Origin of the sequence: Ornithinimicrobium sp. F0845 (genome assembly GCF_023015765.1) — a bacterium.
Taxonomy (GTDB): domain Bacteria; phylum Actinomycetota; class Actinomycetes; order Actinomycetales; family Dermatophilaceae; genus Ornithinicoccus.
This window is the reverse complement of sequence record NZ_JALKAL010000011.1, coordinates 116,873-134,037: the sequence shown is the minus strand read 5'-3', so window position 1 is coordinate 134,037 and position 17,165 is coordinate 116,873. Positions and strand designations below refer to the sequence as shown.

Sequence of the window (17,165 nt, the reverse complement as noted above, 5' to 3'; positions counted from 1 at the left end):
CCCACAAACCCACCCGGCAACCACCCAACCCCCGCGTGATACACCATCACCAACAACACAGCCACCGCCCGCAACCCCTCCACATCCCCCCGAAAACCCGCACGCACAACAGACCCGCCGGCCCGGCCAAACCCAGGCAAACGGCGGGTCTCGGGAGCGCTCTGCGGATGGCTCTCTGGGGTGGTGACTGACAACGGCAACAGACCTTGCGGGGCGGGACCAGACCGCCCGTATCGTCTCACGGCGGGTCGGACGTCCCCGAAATCCGTGCTCGCGGCGATGCAACCTTTCGGGCACCCGGTAGCGTTTCGCTCCGTAGACAGTCAGCCACAGGCAACACACGGGGAGGCCACGATGGCGCTGACCACGCGCGCACGACGACGGGGAGTTGCGACCCTGGCCACGGTGGCCCTGGCGGCCACCATCGCTGCCGGCTCGGGGAGCACCGCACCCCTGCCGGCCTCGGAGACAGCACCCACCGAGACCAACCAGGCCGTGCAGTGGACCGGCGGCCTTGACGGGCAGGCGCCCTGCCCGGAGGGACGCAGCCGCAGTGCCAGCCTGCTCACCGAGAGCTTCACCGCCGGGATCCCCAACGGCGACTTCAACAACGGCTGGTACCGCGTCCACACCGGCATCGGCAACTCCGCGGCCGCACGCTCGCAGGTGAGCTCCGGCGACAGCGAGGACTGGATGTTCCTGGACTGGGCGACCGCACCGGTGGGTGCCCAGACCATGCTGGCCTTCACCTCCCGCGGCAACGTCTCCTCCTCCGGGTACTCCCGAGCGGACGTGAACTCGGTGAGCCTGCAGACAGCCGCGAACACCAGTTCCTGGGACGGCAAGGTGTTCAACATCACGGCCGCCACCGACGACGAGGGTGGCCGACTCGGGACCTGGTTCCAGCACCGCGCACAGCCGGGCAAGAGCCAGTGGTGGGACGTCGACAACGTCCAGATCTACACCTGCCGCGCCGCAGCGGTCAGCCGGATCAAGGGCACCGACCGCTACGACACCTCGGCCGCGATCGCCGCGCAGTACCCCGCCGGCCAGGACGTGGTCTACCTCGCCAGCGGCAACGGCTTCGCCGACGCCCTCGCCGGAGCCGCCCTGGCCGCCAAGGAGGACGCACCGGTGTTGCTCGTGCGGCACGAGTCCATCCCCTCCTCCGTCGCCGCCCAGCTGGACCGGCTGAACCCGGGCCGGATCGTCATCTTCGGTGGCACCGGTGCGGTCAGCAACACCGTCCGCGACGCGGCCCGGGCCTACACCAGCGGCGAGGTCACGCGGCTGGCCGGCGCGAGCCGCTACGAGACGTCGGCGGCGATCGCCGACACCTACCCGACCGGGATCAGCACCCTCTACGTCGCCAGCGGCGTCAGCTATCCCGACGCGCTCTCCGGCGGCGCCTCCGCGGGCCGCAACGGCCGACCGCTGCTGCTGACCAACTCCGACCACCTGCCGATCGCGACCCGGGAGGCACTGGAGCGCCTCGACGGCGGGCGCATCGTCATACTCGGTGGCTCCGGCGCCGTGTCCAACTCGGTCCAGCAGGACCTGCGGGCCTACACCACCGGCAGCGTGACCAGGATCGCCGGTGCCAACCGCTACGAGACCTCGGCGCTGATCGCCGACACCTTCCCGAGCAACCGGAGCCGTGTCTTCGTCGCCACCGGCCTGGACTTCCCGGACGCCCTGTCCGGCTCCGCCCTGGCCGGCCGGGAGGCCAACCCCGTCCTGCTGACCCAGCCGAGCCGGCTGCCCGCCTCCGTCGGCAACGCCATCGACGCCCTCAACCCCGACTCCGGGGTCGTGCTCGGCGGCTACACCTCGGTCAACTCGATCGTCCTCGACCAGCTCGGCCGCCGGGTCGGCTGAGAGGAGGAGTCCTACGATGCGCACCACCCGACGCCTGCACAACGGCGAGACCCTCGTCCTCGACGTGCCCGACGCCACGACCCTGCCCCCGTCCGCCGCGATCAGCGTGCTGGCCCAGGACGGCCTGGAGCTGGAGGTCAACAGCGGCGACCACACCCACCTGGAGCACTACCTGTCGGTCAGCGGCAGCACGCTCACCGACGAGGTGCAGCTGCGCAACGGCGTGACGCTGCGGCACGGGCGCTACGGCGGGGACCCCGCCTCCGGCCTGGCCTTCTCGGTCCGCGTGGGCGACCACGAGGTCTTCGGCTTCACCGTGCCCTCGCTCGACCTCGAGGGGCTCACGGCGCTGTTGTCTCAGGTCGAGTTCACCGCCGACCCGGCGGGGCCGGTCCTGACGCCCGGCGGCTCCGTGGAGTGGTCCCCCTTCCGCACCCACGACGTCGCCCAGGTCGTGCACCTGGAGACCGGGCACCGCGCGCTGCTCGACGTGCGGCGCACGCGCAACGGCGTCACCCGGCCCACCGGTCCTGGCCTGGACGTGGCGGGCGGTCGGCTGAGCCGGTCCGCGGAGGACGAGCGCGCGCACTACGCCGTCCTGGAGGCACCGGCCTTCATCGTCTACGGCATCCCCGGCGCGGAGGACGACGTGGACGCTGTCGCCACCACCCTGAGCCGGCTGACCGCGGAGCTGGCATGAGCATCCTGTCGCCCGCCCTGCTCGGCGCCGTCGGCCTGGTGCTGCTGGCCTCGGCCGCCGCCCACCTGCGCTCCCCCGCGGCCCTGCGTCGCGGCCTGGACGCCCACGGTGTCCTGCCCCCCGGCGCCCGCGGGCCGGTCGCCCTCGTGCTCGGACCGCTCGAGGCGCTCCTCGGGGCAGGCGCGCTGGTCACCGCTGTCATCGACGTCCCCTCCGGGGTCGCCCTCGCCGTCAGTATGCCGATCGCCGGGCTCTTCCTGGCGTTCACCCTCTACCTGGGGCAGGTCCTGCGGGCCGCGCAGGGCCGGGTCGTGCCGTGCGCCTGCGGCCTGGGCGAGGCCCCGGTGAGCCGGACCGCGGTCCTGCGTGGCGGCATACTGACCACCCTGGCGCTGGTCGGCGGGGTGAGTGCCGATGGCTGGTCGCTGGCCGGCGCACCCGCGGCCGAGGCGGGTGTGGCGCTGGCCGCGATGCTCGTCATCGCGCTCTCCGTCGCCCTGCTGCCCGCGGCCCGGGCGGTGCCCGAGGCGGCGATCCGCCGCGAGGCCGGGATCCATCACGAACTGGGCGGACAAAACCTCCCCAAAAATGCGCGCAGGGCCAGCAAAACCTCCCCAAAAATGGGGGGTGAGCACCGGTGAGCTTCATGGAGTCCGCCGTCCTGCTGGCCTGGGTCGCGCTGGTGCTGCTCGCCCTCGGCTTCGCCGGGTTGCTGCGCCAGGTCACCGTCCTGACGCGCGGCCAGGCCGGGCGGACCGGGACGAGCACGCCTGCCTCCGGATCACCGCGCAGCACCCGCGACCTGGTGGGCTTCCGCCTCCCGGCCCACGGGGAACTCGCCGGGCTCGTCGAGCCCGGGGCCCACCGCACGGTCGTGGCGTTCGTCTCGCCGGGGTGCTCCTCGTGCGCGCTCACCCTGACCGGGCTGAGCGACGTCCCCGACGTGCGGGACGGGTCGGTCGCCCTCGTGGCGGTCTCGACCGGCTCCTGCGACCCGGCCCTGGACAACCTGGCGGGCACCGGCCGGTGCCTGCCCCAGGGGCGCGACCTGCTCGAGCAGCTGCACGTGCCGGCCACGCCCTACCTGATGGCGGTCGACGGCGGCGGCACGATCGTCGCGGCCGCGCTGCCCGACCGGGACACCGACCTCACCGCCTGGGTCCGGGGGACCCGCGGATCGATCCGCCTCACAGAGGAGCAGGGATGACTGACACCACCGACGCACGGACCACCCACACCCGGGCCACGGGCGCACGGGCCGCGGACGCATGGGCCGCGGACGCACGGGCCGGCGTGAGCTTTGCCGACCTGCCGGTCGCCGACACCGGCCATCTCCGCAAGCGCCTGCGGCCCCGCCCGTCGCGCCGCACCTTCATGGGCTCGGTGCTGGGCGCCGGCGCCGCGGTCGGGCTGGGGTCGTTGTTCCTGGTCAACCGGGCCACGGACAGCGCCCAGGCGGTCTACTGGAACGACTGGACCAGCACGAACACCGGTCCGTGCGACCCGGTGACCGGCTACGCGCGCAACCACACCGAGAACGGCATCATGTGCGGGCCCTCGCCGATGTGCACCTCGCGCTCGTGCTGCTGGAAGTACCGCAACGGCGCAGGCAACCTGGTCGGCTGGCACAAGAACGCCCCCGGCTCGACCGGCTACTACCTGCACCGTCCCGACGACTGCTGGCAGGGCACCTACGACTCCTGGCACTGGAAGTTCAGTGACGGCAACACCTACCGGTGCTCCGACGGCTGGACCTGCAGCGCCTCCGGAGCCTGCAGCAAGTCGATCTGTCCGTGGGCGATCTGAGCACCTCGCCCGCTGCACCGAGCCCGGCACGGCGCTGGGTCGCCGACCCGCTCCCGCTGCTCGGGCTGCTGGCCGTGGCCGGGGTGACCCTCGGCATACTCCACCTCAGTGGCACAGCCATCCCGTGGCCGGTGCCGGCGCTGCTCGCGGTCGTGGCCGCCGGGCTCGCGCTCTCCGGCTCCACCTGAGGCCTGAACAGCGCGTGGGCGCTGGTGGCCTCGGTCCGAGGCCGTGCGATCCAACTCCGGCTGTGGGCCGCCTTCCTGGTGGGCTGCACCGTCGGCGGCGCCTTCACCGGCACCGTCCTGGGAGTCTTCTCCGGGCTGCTCTCCCCGGTGCCCGCCGGCGTGCGTGCCGTGCTCTTCGGGCTGCTCGCGGTGTCCCTGACGGTGCTGGACCTGCGCCAGCCGCTGCTGGGTCTGCCGCAGCGCAAGGAGCTCATCCCGCAGGAGGTCTTCGCCCGCGGCCTGGGCCGCGGGGGCCTCCGGTTCGGCGTGGAGTACGGCTGCGGCTTCCGCACGCTGGTCCCGTCCGCCGCCTCCTATGTCGCCGCGCTGTTCGTCCTGCTGGCCGGCCTGCCGCTGGCCTGGGCGGTCACCCTGGGGGCGGCGTTCGGCGCCTCGCGGGCCGTGGCCGTGCTGCAGTACATCCTGCTCGGGCGCCCCGGCTGGCAGCACTTCCTGTCCAGCCACACCCGGTGGCTCGAGCGCAGTGGCACGGTCGTCGCCACGGTGCTGCTGGGCTGGGCCGTGCTCGCGCTGTTCTAGCCGACGTAGTCCTCGAGGATGGCCGCGACGGCGTCCGGGATCACACTCGTGCCACCGACGATCAGGATCTCCTGCGGGTCCAGGCGTGCCAGCGCGTCGCGGGTGTTCTGGTTGACCCCGTTCTGCGTGACGAGCAGGACCGGTCCGTGCACGTCACCGGCGTGGGCTGCGCCGCTGAGCGCGTCGGGGAACTCCTGGCCCGTGGCGATCACCACCGTGTCCACCCCCTGGGGGTAGTAGGAGGCCAGCTCGGCAGCCGTGGCGTAGCGGTCGGGGCCCGCGACCCGCTGCAGGTTGCCGGACCGGGTCATGTCCCTGAGCTGGGTGGCGACGCTGGTGCTGATGGCGTTGTCGCCGCCGAGAACCACCACCCGGTAGGGGTTGATGTAGTTCATGGCGCGCACGGTCGCGGACGGCACCTCGTCCGGCCGCACCAGCAGGACGGGACCGTCGTTGTAGCCCGCGCGCGCGGCGCCAGCGAGTGCGTCCGGGTAGTTGGTGCCGGTCGCGACGTAGACCACGTCGACGCTGGTGCCGAACTTGCCGGCCAGGTGTCGTGCGGTCTCGTAGCGGTCGCTGCCACCGACCCGGGTCACCGGGGCCGTGGTGATCTGGTCAACCTGGTTGTAGACGGCGGTGCTGATGGCACCCTTGCCGCCGACGATGGTGACCGATGACGGCTCGAGCTGCTGGATCGCGGACGCGGTCTCCACGGGCAGCTGGTTCGCCCTGGTCAGCAGCACCGGGCCGCCCAACGAACCGGCCCGTGCCGCGGCGGCCAGGGCATCCGGGTAGTCCTGACCGACGGTCACGAAGACCGGGCTCCCCGCGGGGAAGGTGTCGGCCACCTGGGCCGCGGTGGCGTAGCGGTTGGGACCGGCGATCCGGGAGACCCCGGTCCCGGGGTCAGGCTCGGGGTCCTCCGGCGGGTCCGGTGGCGCGGGCGGGTCCGGGGGCACCGGCGGCACGGGGTCGCTGGGGATCCCGGCAGCGATCATGTAGGCCCAGGTGGCCTTGTCCAGGACACCGGTCCACGGCAGCGCGTTGGCGGACTGGTAGTTCAGGAGCGCCTGGAGGGTCAGCGGGCCGAACGAGCCGTCGACGTCACTGCCGGTGAAGCCGAGGTAACGCTGGGCCTGCGCCACGTCGTTGTTGTTGGCGCCCGGCAGGATCACCGGGTAGGGCGCGTAGGGGGCCGCCGGGAGACCGGTGGGGCAGGGTGTGCCGTTGAAGCCCTGGTAGCGGGGGGCGAACTGACCGGCGTAGACGCGGCAGGTGCCGTAGTCGTGCGCGGTGACCGGTGTGCCGTCCCACCAGGACGTGCGACCCATCGCTCCGTCCCAGCTGAAGCTGATATGCACATGGTCGGTGTGCGGCGAGGCCCCGTAGTACGGGTACCAGGCGCCCGGCTTGTAGAGGTACCAGGACTGCCTGTTCCAGATGATCGACTGCACCCCGAAGCGTCTGGCCATCTCGCCGTTGTTGGCCGAGAGCCACTGCGCGACGGCGTCCCCGATGGCCTTGTCCTCGGGGTCGTAGGCGTTCATCTGCCAGTCCATCGCCCGGCCCTCGTAGTGCTGGCTGCTGTCCCACTTGCAGCTGCGCGAGCCGTACCAGGTGGGGCGGTCGTAGTGTGCGGAGACGAGGTTGGCGAAGGCGACCATTCCGGGTTTGTTGTTGGGGTCGCACGAGTAGGAGTACTGCCACGGCGGGGCAGCGTCAAGGGTGGCCGGCAGGTCCTTGGTCGGCGGGGCCGGCACCGAGGACATGGTGTGGTCGGCCAGCTCCGCACCCCCGCCGGCGGCGGCAAAGCCACCACCGACGTACCCGTCCTCGGCGGCCATGAGCTCCTCGGTCGTCGACGGCTCGATGTCGACGGCTGGCTGCTCGGTGAGCCACTCCGCGGGCAGGTCGGCCGGGTCCGGCGGCAGGCCCACCCAGTCCATCGGCGACTCGGGCATTGTCTGCGCCACGCCGCGCTCCGCCGCGTCGTCAGGCACGACGAACGGGTCGGCCGGCACGACCAGCCCCTCGGCGAACGGGTCACCCAGGCCCTGCAGGAGGTCCAGCGCAGCGTCGTCGTGACCGTGGTCCGCGTCGTGCAGTTCGCTCTGCGCCGTCGTGCCGGACGAGTCCGCAGGTGCCTGCTCGGGGGACGACACCGGGTCCGCAAACGCACCGGGCGCAGACACAACAAGAGCCAGCGCGCAGAGGCTGGCGGTCGGAGCAAAACGCATCGGGGGCGTGCGCATACGGTCTTTCCCTTCACCCGGTGCCGGGGCTGAACACCTGTGATCAGTGGTAATGATGTGACGCAAGGGGCGAAGTGGAGAATACACACATCCCGGCTATTCCGAAACCTTCGGAACGTCATTGTTTGGGCAGACAAAGAATGTCATAGAAGTAACTACAACTGTGTTATTTGCGATGGTCAATAAATGACATGAGTGTATTTCTCTCCGGGACAGAGCGTCCTGGAGGCCAGGGCAGGGCGCGATCGGTGGAGAGCTCCTTGAGACCGACCATGACGGCGGCGGTCCGCGCGCCGTGCAGGTCATGCTGTCACAGCGGCAGGTGATGCTGTCACGAGCCACAGGCACGACGTAGGGTCGATCCCGATGCTTCCCGAACGTTCGACCCGCGCGCCCCTCGTCGTCGTCACGACCGTCGTGCTGACCGTGGGCATCCTCGTGATGCTCTGGCCCGTCCTGACCAACCCGATCGCCGCCGACGACCGCTACTGGTACCTGAACGCAGCCGGTCTCACCGACGGCTCCTACCTGGGAGTCGTCACGCAGCATGTGACGAACGTGCCCCAGGCCGCGGACTCCGGGCGGATCAGCGTCGCAGCCTTCATCATGCGGTCACTGTCGATGTTGCTCGTGACCGACCTCGCCGTCTGGTCCTCGACCTCGATCGTCGCGGGTCAGGCGATCCTCAAGGTCGTGCTCTTCCTGCTGATCCTGCTCACGGCGCTCGCCTTCCTGCGGGTTCTGCGATACCGCCGGTCCGACGGCTCTCTCGGCCGGTTGTCCTGGCGCACTGTCGGCGCGGTGGTGCTCATGATGGCTGCGCTGACAGCGGCCGGCGCCCAGGCGCACCACCAGGCGCGCAACGGCTGGACGGCCTACGCCGTGCTCACGTGGGGTGCCGTGATCGTGATCCTCGGCAGTGTCGCACTGATCGTCTGGCTGACCCGGCTTGCCGCGCGCCGCGGCGGATGGTGCACCGTGGTGGGTGTCGTGCTGGCCGTGCTGCTGGGGCTCTTCCTCAACATCAGCTACGAGCTCTACTACGTGGCGGTGCCGCTCGTCCTGGTCGCCGTCCTGCAGCAGCCCCTGACCGGCCGGGGTGGGGCCACCGGCGACGTGGGGGTCGGGGACGAGGACCGCCTGGAGGGAGAGGACCAAACCGCCGCCAGGGCCCGGCGCGCCAAGCTCTGGGTCGGCGGGGCGTTCGCGGTCAGCTTCCTGGTCACCTTCGGCGCTCTTCAAGTGTGGATTGCCGACCACTGCTCTCGGAACCGGTGCTACGAGCCCGCCCAGCTGGAGCTGAGCTCGCGGACTCTCACGACGGCGACGCGCAACCTCCTGTCATCGATCCCGGGCACCTCCCGCACGGAGCTGTTGAGTGACCTGACCGACCAGGGGATGGCCCATCAGATGCCAGGGTGGATGACCCTCACGTCGGGTCTGATCGCCGTCGGCACAGCGGGCGCGCTGCTGCTCCTGGTCCGAGAGTTCGGCCACGCCGCGGTCGACCTGCCGCAGCGGCGCGGCGAGACGCGGCTGCTCCTGCTCGCCGGGCTCGTCCCGGCGGCCGCCGCGCTCGGGACGGCACTGATCATGGCACTCTCGGGCGCTTCCCACGATCTGGTGCCAACGATCGGGACTCCCTACCGCAGCACCATGGTCACGTGGACCATGCTGGCCTTCACTGCGGCCATGGTCGTCGCCGCGCTGTCCCTCCGCCGCGCGAGCCTGCTCCCGACGGTCGCGGCGGGATTGATCGTCGCGCTCCTGGCCGCGACCTCCGTGGCCGCCAACTATCCCGCCCTGCGCGCCTCGCACGTCGCGGAAGGCCATGTAGCGGTGGCCGCAGTGCACCGGGAGGTGGTCCTGGGTGACCCGTCCGCACGCGGGAATGAGCGCCGGTGCGACACCCTGCGCGAGGTTCGCGAAACCGTGACCAGGTCAGTCCGCGATCGACTGCCCGCTGCGGCGGAGTCGTTCTACCAGCACTACCACGGCGGCCCCTACTGCAGCGAAGAGCCATCGTCCGGGTGATGCCGCAGGTTCAGTGCCTCCGCCACCACGTCCGGTGGCTGCCCTCCGGAGCTGTCAACGTGGCCGGCGCGTCGCGGGTCGTCCACACGACCCGGCTCGCCGTCGACCCGCACGAGGAAGGTCGGCTTGTGCATGCTGCGGAAGTGCAGCCGTCCGACATACTCCCCGAGGATGCCGACCGAGAGCATCTGCGCGCCCGAGAAGAGAGCGATCATCGAGGCAAGGGTGGTGAACCCGGTGACGGTCGTGCGCCCCACTACGAAGCCCCACAGGGTGAAGGCCAGCAGCCCCATCCCGAGGATGAAGCAGGCGATCCCGAGCCAGGTCACCAGACGGAGCGGCACGGTGCCGTAACCGGTGACCATGTTGAGGGTGTGCCGGATCAGGCGGCGAAAGCCATAGTTGGACTGACCGATGGTGCGCTCATCCATCTCCACGTCCACGCGGCGCACACCAAGGGTTGTCCAGGACAGCACGACATCGATCGATACGAAGGCATCGGCAGCGTGGCCGAAGCCGGAGCGTAGCTGCGTGCGGAAGGCCCGGAACGCGCTCACATCGTTGGCGTTGGGTACGTCGGCCAGGGCAAGTCCGGCCTTGACGCTACGGGATGCCAGGGACCGCCAAAAGCCGTGCTCCTCGACGACTGGCACGCCGTAGACGAGGTCCACCAGCGGGTCCGCCAGGGGTGCGAGCAACTTGTGCACCTCGGTCGGCCGGTGCTGCAGGTCGTCGTCCATCGTCACGACGACCTCATACCGTGCGCGCAGTATCCCGGCGAGCAACGCGTTGTGCTGGCCGTAGTTGCGGTGCAGCATCAGGGCCCGAACTCGCGGTGACTCGCGCTCCAACTCGCGCGCCACGGCAAACGTGGCGTCCGGGCTGCCGTCCACGACCAGGATGACCTCGTAGTCCTCGACCTGCTGGTGTGCGGGACCGCCGAGCGCGTCGTGCAGGCCGGCGACCAGGTCCGGAAGGGTGCGTTCGGAGGCGTAGCAAGGGATGACGACGGAGACGTTCACCGGCCCATCATGCCCCTGCCTCTCCGCGATGCCGGAACGAGAAGTAGCGATGGCCGAGGTAGCTGCCCACGGCGACCACCACGATCGCCACCAGCTGCGCGATGAGGGGCGGCATGCCGAGCAGCTCGACGAGCAGCGGCGTAGCCACGAGACCCGCGATCATCCCCGAGGACCACACCGACAGGAAACGCACGAGATCCCCCCGCCACGCCCCGCCGGACTCAAAGACCAGCACGCGGTATGCGGGGAAGGCTCCAGCGATCGTGATCATCTGGGCCACGGCGATCGCGACCATGTAGTGCCAGCCCAGCGCCAGCCCGCCCGCGACCAGCGACAGATAGAACACCGACGTGGTGCCTGCCACGATGAGATAGCGCACCTGCTCGATGGCGACCCACCTGTCCAGCGGTGCGGGAAGCACCCGCCCCACGCGCGACCAGATGTCCGGACGGCTCGTCGACGCGTCAGTATCGGGCACCGCCCAAGGATACGAGGGGCCTCCTTGTGATGTGTCATGCTCGCGTCATGTCCGGGCCCGTCCTCGTCTTCAGCCGTCCCTTCCGCGCACCGGATCAGGAGAGATACATCTCCGAGGTCCTCGCCTCAGGGCACGTTCACGGCGACGGTCCTTTCACGACGGCGGCGAGCGAGTTGTTGCAGGCCATCACCGAGGCTCCGCGGGCACTTCTGACCACCTCGTGCACCCACGCCCTGGAGCTCGCTGGGGTGCTGCTGGACCTCGGCCCGGGTGACGAGGTGATCGTGCCGAGCTTCACCTTCTCCTCGACGGCTGCGGCCATCGCGATTCGCGGCGCCACGCCGGTCTTCGTCGACATCGATCCCCGGACCCTGTGTCTCGACGTCGACCTCGCCGCGGCGGCTGTGACCGAGCGCACCCGCGCCCTGTACACGGTCCACTACGGCGGCGTAGGCCACCGCCTCGACGAGTTGACGGCCCTCTGCGACCGCCATGGACTGGTGCTGGTCGAGGACAACGCGCACGGGTTGGGGGCCCGATGGCGCGGCCGGTCGCTCGGCACCTTCGGCGCGCTGGCAACGCAGAGCTTCCACGACACCAAGAACGTCCACTGTGGCGAGGGCGGAGCGCTCCTGATCAACGACGTCCAACGCTTCGCCGAGCGCGCGGAGATCATCCGCGAGAAGGGCACCAACCGCGGCATGTTCCTGCGCGGGCAGGTGGACAAGTACACCTGGGTGGACGCCGGCTCCAGCTATCTGCCCAGCGACCTCCTCGCCGCGCTGCTCCTGGCCCAGCTGGAGAGTTTCGAGCAGATCCAGGCCGGCCGAATGGCGGTGTGGGAGCGCTATGCCCGTGACCTGACGGACTGGGCACGGCAGACGGGGGCGAGCTTGATGCAGGTGCCCGACGACGTGGAGCACCCGGCGCATGTCTTCTACCTGCTGATGCCCGACCACGCGGGGCAGGTGGGCCTGCTGGGTCATCTCAAGGAGCGCGGTGTCATCGGCACCTTCCACTACCAGCCACTGGACAGCAGCCCCGCTGGTCAACGGCTGGGTCGCACCCCGGTCCCGTGCTCGGTCACCGCAGACGTCGCCAGCCGGTTGGTGCGCCTACCGCTGTGGCCCGACCTCACGGAACCGGACCTGGACCGGATCGTCGCCGCGGTCACGTCCTACCCAGGAGCCTCCGCCTCCTACCCCGGAGCCTCGGCCTCGTGAGCTGGGACGGGCTGCTGGGCAGCGGGGTCACCCTGACGGACAGCCCCGCCGAGTCCGCTCGGTTCGGCGTCGGCATGTCGCGCCTCACCGTGGGGTGGGACGCGCGCCCGGGCGGGCCCATCACAGGCGATGGGCTCATGGAGTCGGTCGCGCGGGAGGTCACCGACCTGCTGCGAACCGACCCGGCCGAGGTGGTCGTGGTCCGCTACCCTGCCGAGTCACTTGTCCTGGCGGCCGCGGTGGCCCGCTCCGGTCGCCAGGTCCTCGCGGCCGGCTCGCTGACGTACTGGTCAGCCGCAGCCAGCGAGGTCAGTGGGCCGCCACCCGCCGCGGGCCTCAAGGTCGAGACCCTGTCCCGGGTGACCGACGAGGCTGACCGGGTGGCGGTGGTCGATGCGGTCGTCGCCGACTCCTTCTCCGGCTACGGCAACCACTATGCCGCCAACCCACTGCTGGACCGGGAGGCGGCCCTGGAGGGCTACCAGGAGTGGGCCCGGCGATCGGCACTGTCCAACCCCGACGACGCCCTGGTCCTCGTGCTGGACGGCCGAGTGGTGGGGCTGGCCACGCTGCTGGACAGCGAGGCGCCAGACGCCCACGTCGAGGTGCTCCTCGCCGGCCTGACCACCGCCGCGCAGGGGCAGGGCCGTTACGGCACCCTCCTGGCCGGAGTCGCCCAGGTCGCTGGCGCCCGCGGGCGGCGGGATGTGGTCATCTCCACGCAGTCGCACAACATCCGCGTGCAGCGCGCCTGGGCCCGGCACGGCCTACGACCGTTCGCCGCCGTCGAGACCGTGCATGCCGTGCGGGCAGGTGCGATCACCTAGGCTCGGGCAGGGTCCAGCCCCCAACGGGCCTCGTAGCGTCTCGCTCCTTGAGCGTCAGCGCTCCACCTCGCCGCGGATGAACGCCTCGACCTGGGCGCGGCCCTGGTCGTCCGGCATCTGCTGCGGCGGGGACTTCATCAGGTAGGCCGAGGCGGAGGTGATCGGCCCGCCGACGCCGCGGTCCATGGCGATCTTCGCCGCCCGCAGCGCGTCGATGATGATGCCCGCCGAGTTCGGGGAGTCCCAGACCTCGAGCTTGTACTCGAGGTTCAGGGGCACGTCGCCGAAGGCACGGCCCTCGAGGCGGACGTAGGCCCACTTGCGGTCGTCGAGCCACTGCACGTAGTCGGACGGTCCGATGTGCACGTTGCGCGCACCGAGGTCGTGGCTCACGTTGGAGGTGACGGCCTGGGTCTTGGAGACCTTCTTGGACTCGAGGCGGTCCCGCTCGAGCATGTTCTTGAAGTCCATGTTGCCGCCCACGTTGAGCTGGTAGGTGCGGTCCAGGACGACGCCACGCTCCTCGAAGAGACGTGCCATGACGCGGTGGGTGATGGTGGCCCCCACCTGGGACTTGATGTCGTCGCCGACGATCGGGACACCGGCGTCGGTGAACTTGGCCGCCCACTCGGGGTCGGAGGCGATGAAGACGGGGAGGGCGTTGACGAAGCCCACCCCGGCGTCGATCGCGCACTGGGCGTAGAACTTGTCCGCCTCCTCCGAGCCCACCGGGAGGTAGGACACCAGGACGTCGACCTCGGCGTCCTTGAGGGCCTGGACCACGTTGACCGGCTCGGCGTCGGACTCCTCGATGGTCTCGCTGTAGTAGCGGCCGATGCCGTCCAGGGTCGGGCCACGCTGGACCATGACACCGGTCGGCGGCACGTCCGCGATCTTGATGGTGTTGTTCTCGCTCGCGACGATGGCCTCCGCCAGGTCGAAGCCGACCTTCTTGGCGTCCACGTCGAACGCGGCGACGAACTGGACGTCACCCACGTGGTACGGCCCGAACTGCACGTGCATCAGGCCCGGCACGCTCGCCGTGGCGTCGGCACCGCGGTAGTACTCGACACCCTGCACCAGTGAGCTAGCGCAGTTGCCGACTCCCACGATGGCGACTCGAACTGATCCCATAGTGTTACTCCTCGTGTTGCGCGACACCGCGGCGGCCCGCGCTGCGCTCGGTTTCGATCAGCCCGGTCAACCACCGCACATCACGTTCGGCGGACTCCAGGCCGTGGCGGTGAAGCTCGGCGGCATAGCCATCCATCATGGCGCCCTCGGCAGGTCCGTTGGCGCGGAACATCGCCAGTCGCTCCTCCAGGCGGGCACGTCGGCCCTCCAGGATTCGCAACCGCACCGCGCGGTCGGCGCGGCTGAAAAAGGCGAAGTGCACGTCGAAGGCGTCGTCCTCCCACGCGTTGGGCCCGGCCCCCGTCAGCAGCGACTGGAACCGTTCCTGGCCGGCAGACGTTACGGCGTAGGTGATGCGGCCCCTACGGCCCGTTGCCGAAGCGTTGGCCTCGATGATGAGGCCGCGTTCCACCAGCAGCCTCAGTCGCGGGTACAACGTGCCGTAGGACATGGCACGCACCGTGCCCAGCACCCGGTGCACCTGCTTGCGCAGTTCGTAGCCGTGCATCGGCGAGTCGTGCAGCAGACCGAGGATGGCGAGCTCGAGCATCTCAGAACGCCGGGTCATGCCACTCCTCTCGCTGCTGGCCTGCTCGGCGGGAGCCGAGCCGGGATGTCACGATGTCCGCGTCGATATATCGACCCGATATATCGTACGGCAACTTTGCGGTGCCCTGCGCGGGAACCGCCGACCCCGCGCCACGGGGTGCACTATGGATCGACGGCACGAACGAGGAGGGCCACCAGTGGCCAATGCAGACCGCTCGGCACCGCTGACGCGGGCGGGGCACCGCTCCAGGCAGCGCAAGGACGGGCGTCGCGGCCGTCGCCGGCCCAGCCTGAAGAAGGTGCTGCTCACCCTGCTCGGCCTGGGCGTGGCCGGACTGGTCCTGGGTGGTGTCGCCCTGGCCATCGTCTACAGCCGCACCGAGATCCCGCAGCCCAACGAGTTCGCGACGTCCGAGAGCTCGATCCTCTACTACGCCGACGGCGAGACCGAGCTGGCCCGGTTCACCGGGGGGTTCAACCGGGAGTCGGTGCCGTTGTCCGAGGTGCCCGACCACGTGCAGAAGGCCATGCTCGCCGCCGAGGACCGCACGTTCTACGAGAACCGTGGGGTCTCGCTCACCGGGACCGGCCGGGCCCTGTGGCGCAACCTCACCTCCGACAGCACCGAGGGTGGCTCGACGATCACCCAGCAGTACGTCAAGAACTACTTCCTCTCGCACGAGCAGACGCTGACCCGGAAGTTCAACGAGGTGCTGATCGCCGTCAAGATCGACCGCGAGCTCTCCAAGGACCAGATCCTGGAGAACTACCTCAACACGATCTACTTCGGTCGCGGCGCCTACGGCATCCAGACGGCCTCGCAGGCCTACTTCGGCAAGGACGTCAGTGACCTGACCGTCGCCGAGGGGGCCTTCCTCACCGGGGTGACGAACGCGCCCTCACTGTTCGACCCGGCATACCAGGAGGGCAACCAGGAGCGCGCGGAGGCGCGCGTCGACTACATCATCAACGGAATGGTCGAGGAGGGCTGGCTCTCCGCCGAGGAGGCGGCCACGGTCGAGTTCCCGGAGATCAAGGACCCACAACCGACGACCGCAACGACCGGCACGGAGGGCTACATCGCCACGCAGGTGCGGCACGAACTGGTGAACGAGCTCGGCATCGCCGAGGCGGACATCGACCGGGGCGGTCTGCGGATCGTCACCACGATCGACGAGCAGCACCAGGACGCCGCCGAGGCCGCCGTGGCGGACAACCTGCCGGAGGAGCCGGACGACCTGAAGGTCGGTCTCGTGGCGACCCGCCCCGGCGACGGGGCGATCACCGCGATGTACGGCGGCGCGGACTACAGCGAGGAGCAGCTCAACTCCACGACCGATGCCCACCTGCAGGCCGGGTCGCTCTTCAAGATCTTCACCCTCATCGCCGCGGTCCAGGACGGGATCAGCACGGAGTCGGTCTTCGCCGGTCCCTCCCCGATGGAGTTCGACATCGAGGGTCAGGACGAGCCCTACGAGGTCCGCAACTTCCGGGACGGCCAGTTCGGCCGGATCGACCTGCGGGAGGCGACCGCCCACTCGGTCAACACCATCTACGTCCAGCTCAACGAGGAGATCGGTCCGGAGCGCACCCGTGAGGTGGCCGAACAGCTCGGGCTGCCCGAGGACACCCCCGGCCTGGACGACGAGCTGTCCAACGTGCTGGGCCCGGCCGCCCCGACGGTCCTGGAGATGTCCACGGCATACTCCGTGATCGCGGCCCAGGGCGAGCTGTCCGAGCCGTACCTGGTCAGGGAAGTCACCAGCGAGAACGGCGTCTACGACTACGAGCACACGACGGACGTCTCGAGGGTCGTCGACGCCGACGTGACGGCCGACGTCACCGAGGCAATGACCCACGTGGTCACGGACGGATCCGGGACGGCGGCCGGCGACCTGGGCCGGCCCGCCGCGGGCAAGTCGGGGACGAGCGAGAACAACAAGTCGGCCTGGTTCAACGGCTTCGTCCCCCAACTCACGGGCACCGTCGGGATGTACCAGGGCGACGGCACCGTCGCGATGCAGGACATCGGGGAGTTCGACCAGATCACCGGCGGTACCTACCCGGCCCGGATCTGGGGTGACTTCATGCGCAACGCCCTGGAGGGTGAGCCGGTCGAGGAGTTCCCCGAGCGGGTCGGTCTCGGGGACGAGGTGGAGCAGACCGTCGAGCCGACAACCGACGACCAGCAGCCCACCACCGCGGAGCCCACCACGGAGGAGCCGACGACCGAGGACACCACGACCACGACGGCCGAGCCCACCACCGACGAGCCGACGACCACGGAGCCACCGGAGCCGACCACCACCGATCCGGCGCCACCAACCACCACGGAGCCGCCCGACCCGACGACCACCTCACCGCCGGAGCCGACCGAGACGGGGCCGCCCACCGACCCCAACCCGCCGGGGCCGCCGGATGAGACCGACGGCCCGGGCGGGACCGCGGGCCCGGGTGAGACGGGCGACCCGGGCTCGACCGGCTAGCCTGCCGCC

16 protein-coding genes are annotated in these 17,165 nt (G+C 70.3%); 11 read left to right on the top strand and 5 right to left on the bottom strand.

Features of this window, described 5'->3' with window-relative positions:
• The first annotated feature begins 354 nt into the window (after nucleotides 1-354).
• Genes MWU75_RS15295 through MWU75_RS15265 form a run of 7 tightly spaced genes read left to right on the top strand, consistent with a single transcriptional unit; the run spans nucleotide 355 to nucleotide 5,151 of the window.
• Nucleotides 355-1,878: a cell wall-binding repeat-containing protein gene (locus MWU75_RS15295; protein ID WP_247092381.1), complete on the top strand. Its 1,524-nt coding sequence runs from the start codon at nucleotides 355-357 to the stop codon at nucleotides 1,876-1,878.
• Nucleotides 1,879-1,894: 16 nt separating this feature from the next.
• Nucleotides 1,895-2,578, top strand: coding sequence for a hypothetical protein (locus MWU75_RS15290; RefSeq protein WP_247092379.1), 684 nt, complete (start codon nucleotides 1,895-1,897; stop codon nucleotides 2,576-2,578).
• Complete coding sequence (locus MWU75_RS15285) at nucleotides 2,575-3,219, top strand: MauE/DoxX family redox-associated membrane protein (protein ID WP_247092377.1); 645 nt, start codon at nucleotides 2,575-2,577, stop codon at nucleotides 3,217-3,219. The genes MWU75_RS15290 and MWU75_RS15285 overlap by 4 nt, the downstream gene beginning before the upstream one ends.
• Nucleotides 3,216-3,785 carry a hypothetical protein gene (locus MWU75_RS15280; protein ID WP_247092375.1) on the top strand — a complete coding sequence of 190 codons (570 nt, stop codon included), beginning with the start codon at nucleotides 3,216-3,218 and terminating at the stop codon, nucleotides 3,783-3,785. Before MWU75_RS15285 ends, MWU75_RS15280 begins: the two co-directional genes overlap by 4 nt.
• A complete protein-coding gene (locus MWU75_RS15275) occupies nucleotides 3,782-4,384 on the top strand; it encodes a hypothetical protein (protein WP_247092373.1) in 603 nt (200 codons plus the stop codon). Before MWU75_RS15280 ends, MWU75_RS15275 begins: the two co-directional genes overlap by 4 nt.
• Complete coding sequence (locus tag MWU75_RS15270) at nucleotides 4,372-4,572, top strand: hypothetical protein (RefSeq protein ID WP_247092371.1); 201 nt, start codon at nucleotides 4,372-4,374, stop codon at nucleotides 4,570-4,572. Before MWU75_RS15275 ends, MWU75_RS15270 begins: the two co-directional genes overlap by 13 nt.
• Nucleotides 4,573-4,596: 24 nt before the next feature.
• A complete protein-coding gene (locus MWU75_RS15265) occupies nucleotides 4,597-5,151 on the top strand; it encodes a hypothetical protein (RefSeq protein WP_247092369.1) in 555 nt (184 codons plus the stop codon).
• On the opposite strand, the gene MWU75_RS20365 is transcribed toward MWU75_RS15265, so the two are convergent.
• Complete coding sequence (locus MWU75_RS20365; RefSeq protein WP_247092368.1) at nucleotides 5,148-7,343, bottom strand: cell wall-binding repeat-containing protein; 2,196 nt, start codon at nucleotides 7,341-7,343, stop codon at nucleotides 5,148-5,150. The genes MWU75_RS15265 and MWU75_RS20365 overlap by 4 nt on opposite strands.
• 426 nt (nucleotides 7,344-7,769) lie before the next feature.
• Here MWU75_RS20365 and MWU75_RS15255 point away from each other — a divergent pair, with 426 nt between their 5' ends.
• Nucleotides 7,770-9,437 carry a hypothetical protein gene (locus tag MWU75_RS15255; protein ID WP_247092366.1) on the top strand — a complete coding sequence of 556 codons (1,668 nt, stop codon included), beginning with the start codon at nucleotides 7,770-7,772 and terminating at the stop codon, nucleotides 9,435-9,437.
• On the opposite strand, the gene MWU75_RS15250 is transcribed toward MWU75_RS15255, so the two are convergent.
• Both MWU75_RS15250 and MWU75_RS15245 read right to left on the bottom strand, forming a co-directional pair.
• A complete protein-coding gene (locus MWU75_RS15250) occupies nucleotides 9,407-10,459 on the bottom strand; it encodes a glycosyltransferase (protein WP_247092364.1) in 1,053 nt (350 codons plus the stop codon). The two genes, MWU75_RS15255 and MWU75_RS15250, sit on opposite strands and share 31 nt — an antisense overlap.
• Nucleotides 10,460-10,466: 7 nt before the next feature.
• Nucleotides 10,467-10,937, bottom strand: coding sequence for a GtrA family protein (locus MWU75_RS15245; RefSeq protein ID WP_247092362.1), 471 nt, complete (start codon nucleotides 10,935-10,937; stop codon nucleotides 10,467-10,469).
• Nucleotides 10,938-10,984: 47 nt separating this feature from the next.
• Here MWU75_RS15245 and rffA point away from each other — a divergent pair, with 47 nt between their 5' ends.
• Both rffA and MWU75_RS15235 read left to right on the top strand, forming a co-directional pair.
• Nucleotides 10,985-12,160, top strand: a complete 1,176-nt coding sequence (gene rffA / locus MWU75_RS15240) for a dTDP-4-amino-4,6-dideoxygalactose transaminase (RefSeq protein WP_247092360.1) — start codon at nucleotides 10,985-10,987, stop codon at nucleotides 12,158-12,160.
• Nucleotides 12,157-12,987, top strand: coding sequence for a GNAT family N-acetyltransferase (locus MWU75_RS15235; protein WP_247092358.1), 831 nt, complete (start codon nucleotides 12,157-12,159; stop codon nucleotides 12,985-12,987). The genes rffA and MWU75_RS15235 overlap by 4 nt, the downstream gene beginning before the upstream one ends.
• A gap of 54 nt (nucleotides 12,988-13,041) precedes the next feature.
• Here the strand turns inward: MWU75_RS15235 and MWU75_RS15230 are convergent, their stop codons facing one another.
• On the bottom strand, nucleotides 13,042-14,121 hold the full coding sequence (locus MWU75_RS15230; RefSeq protein WP_247092356.1) for an inositol-3-phosphate synthase: 1,080 nt from the start codon (nucleotides 14,119-14,121) through the stop codon (nucleotides 13,042-13,044).
• Between the two features lie 4 nt (nucleotides 14,122-14,125).
• Entirely contained in the window at nucleotides 14,126-14,689 is a 564-nt protein-coding gene (locus tag MWU75_RS15225; protein WP_247092354.1) for a PadR family transcriptional regulator, read from the bottom strand.
• A 178-nt stretch (nucleotides 14,690-14,867) separates the two neighbouring features.
• On the opposite strand from MWU75_RS15225, the gene MWU75_RS15220 reads away from it, so the two are divergent.
• Complete coding sequence (locus MWU75_RS15220) at nucleotides 14,868-17,156, top strand: transglycosylase domain-containing protein (RefSeq protein ID WP_247092352.1); 2,289 nt, start codon at nucleotides 14,868-14,870, stop codon at nucleotides 17,154-17,156.
• Nucleotides 17,157-17,165: the final 9 nt, after the last annotated feature.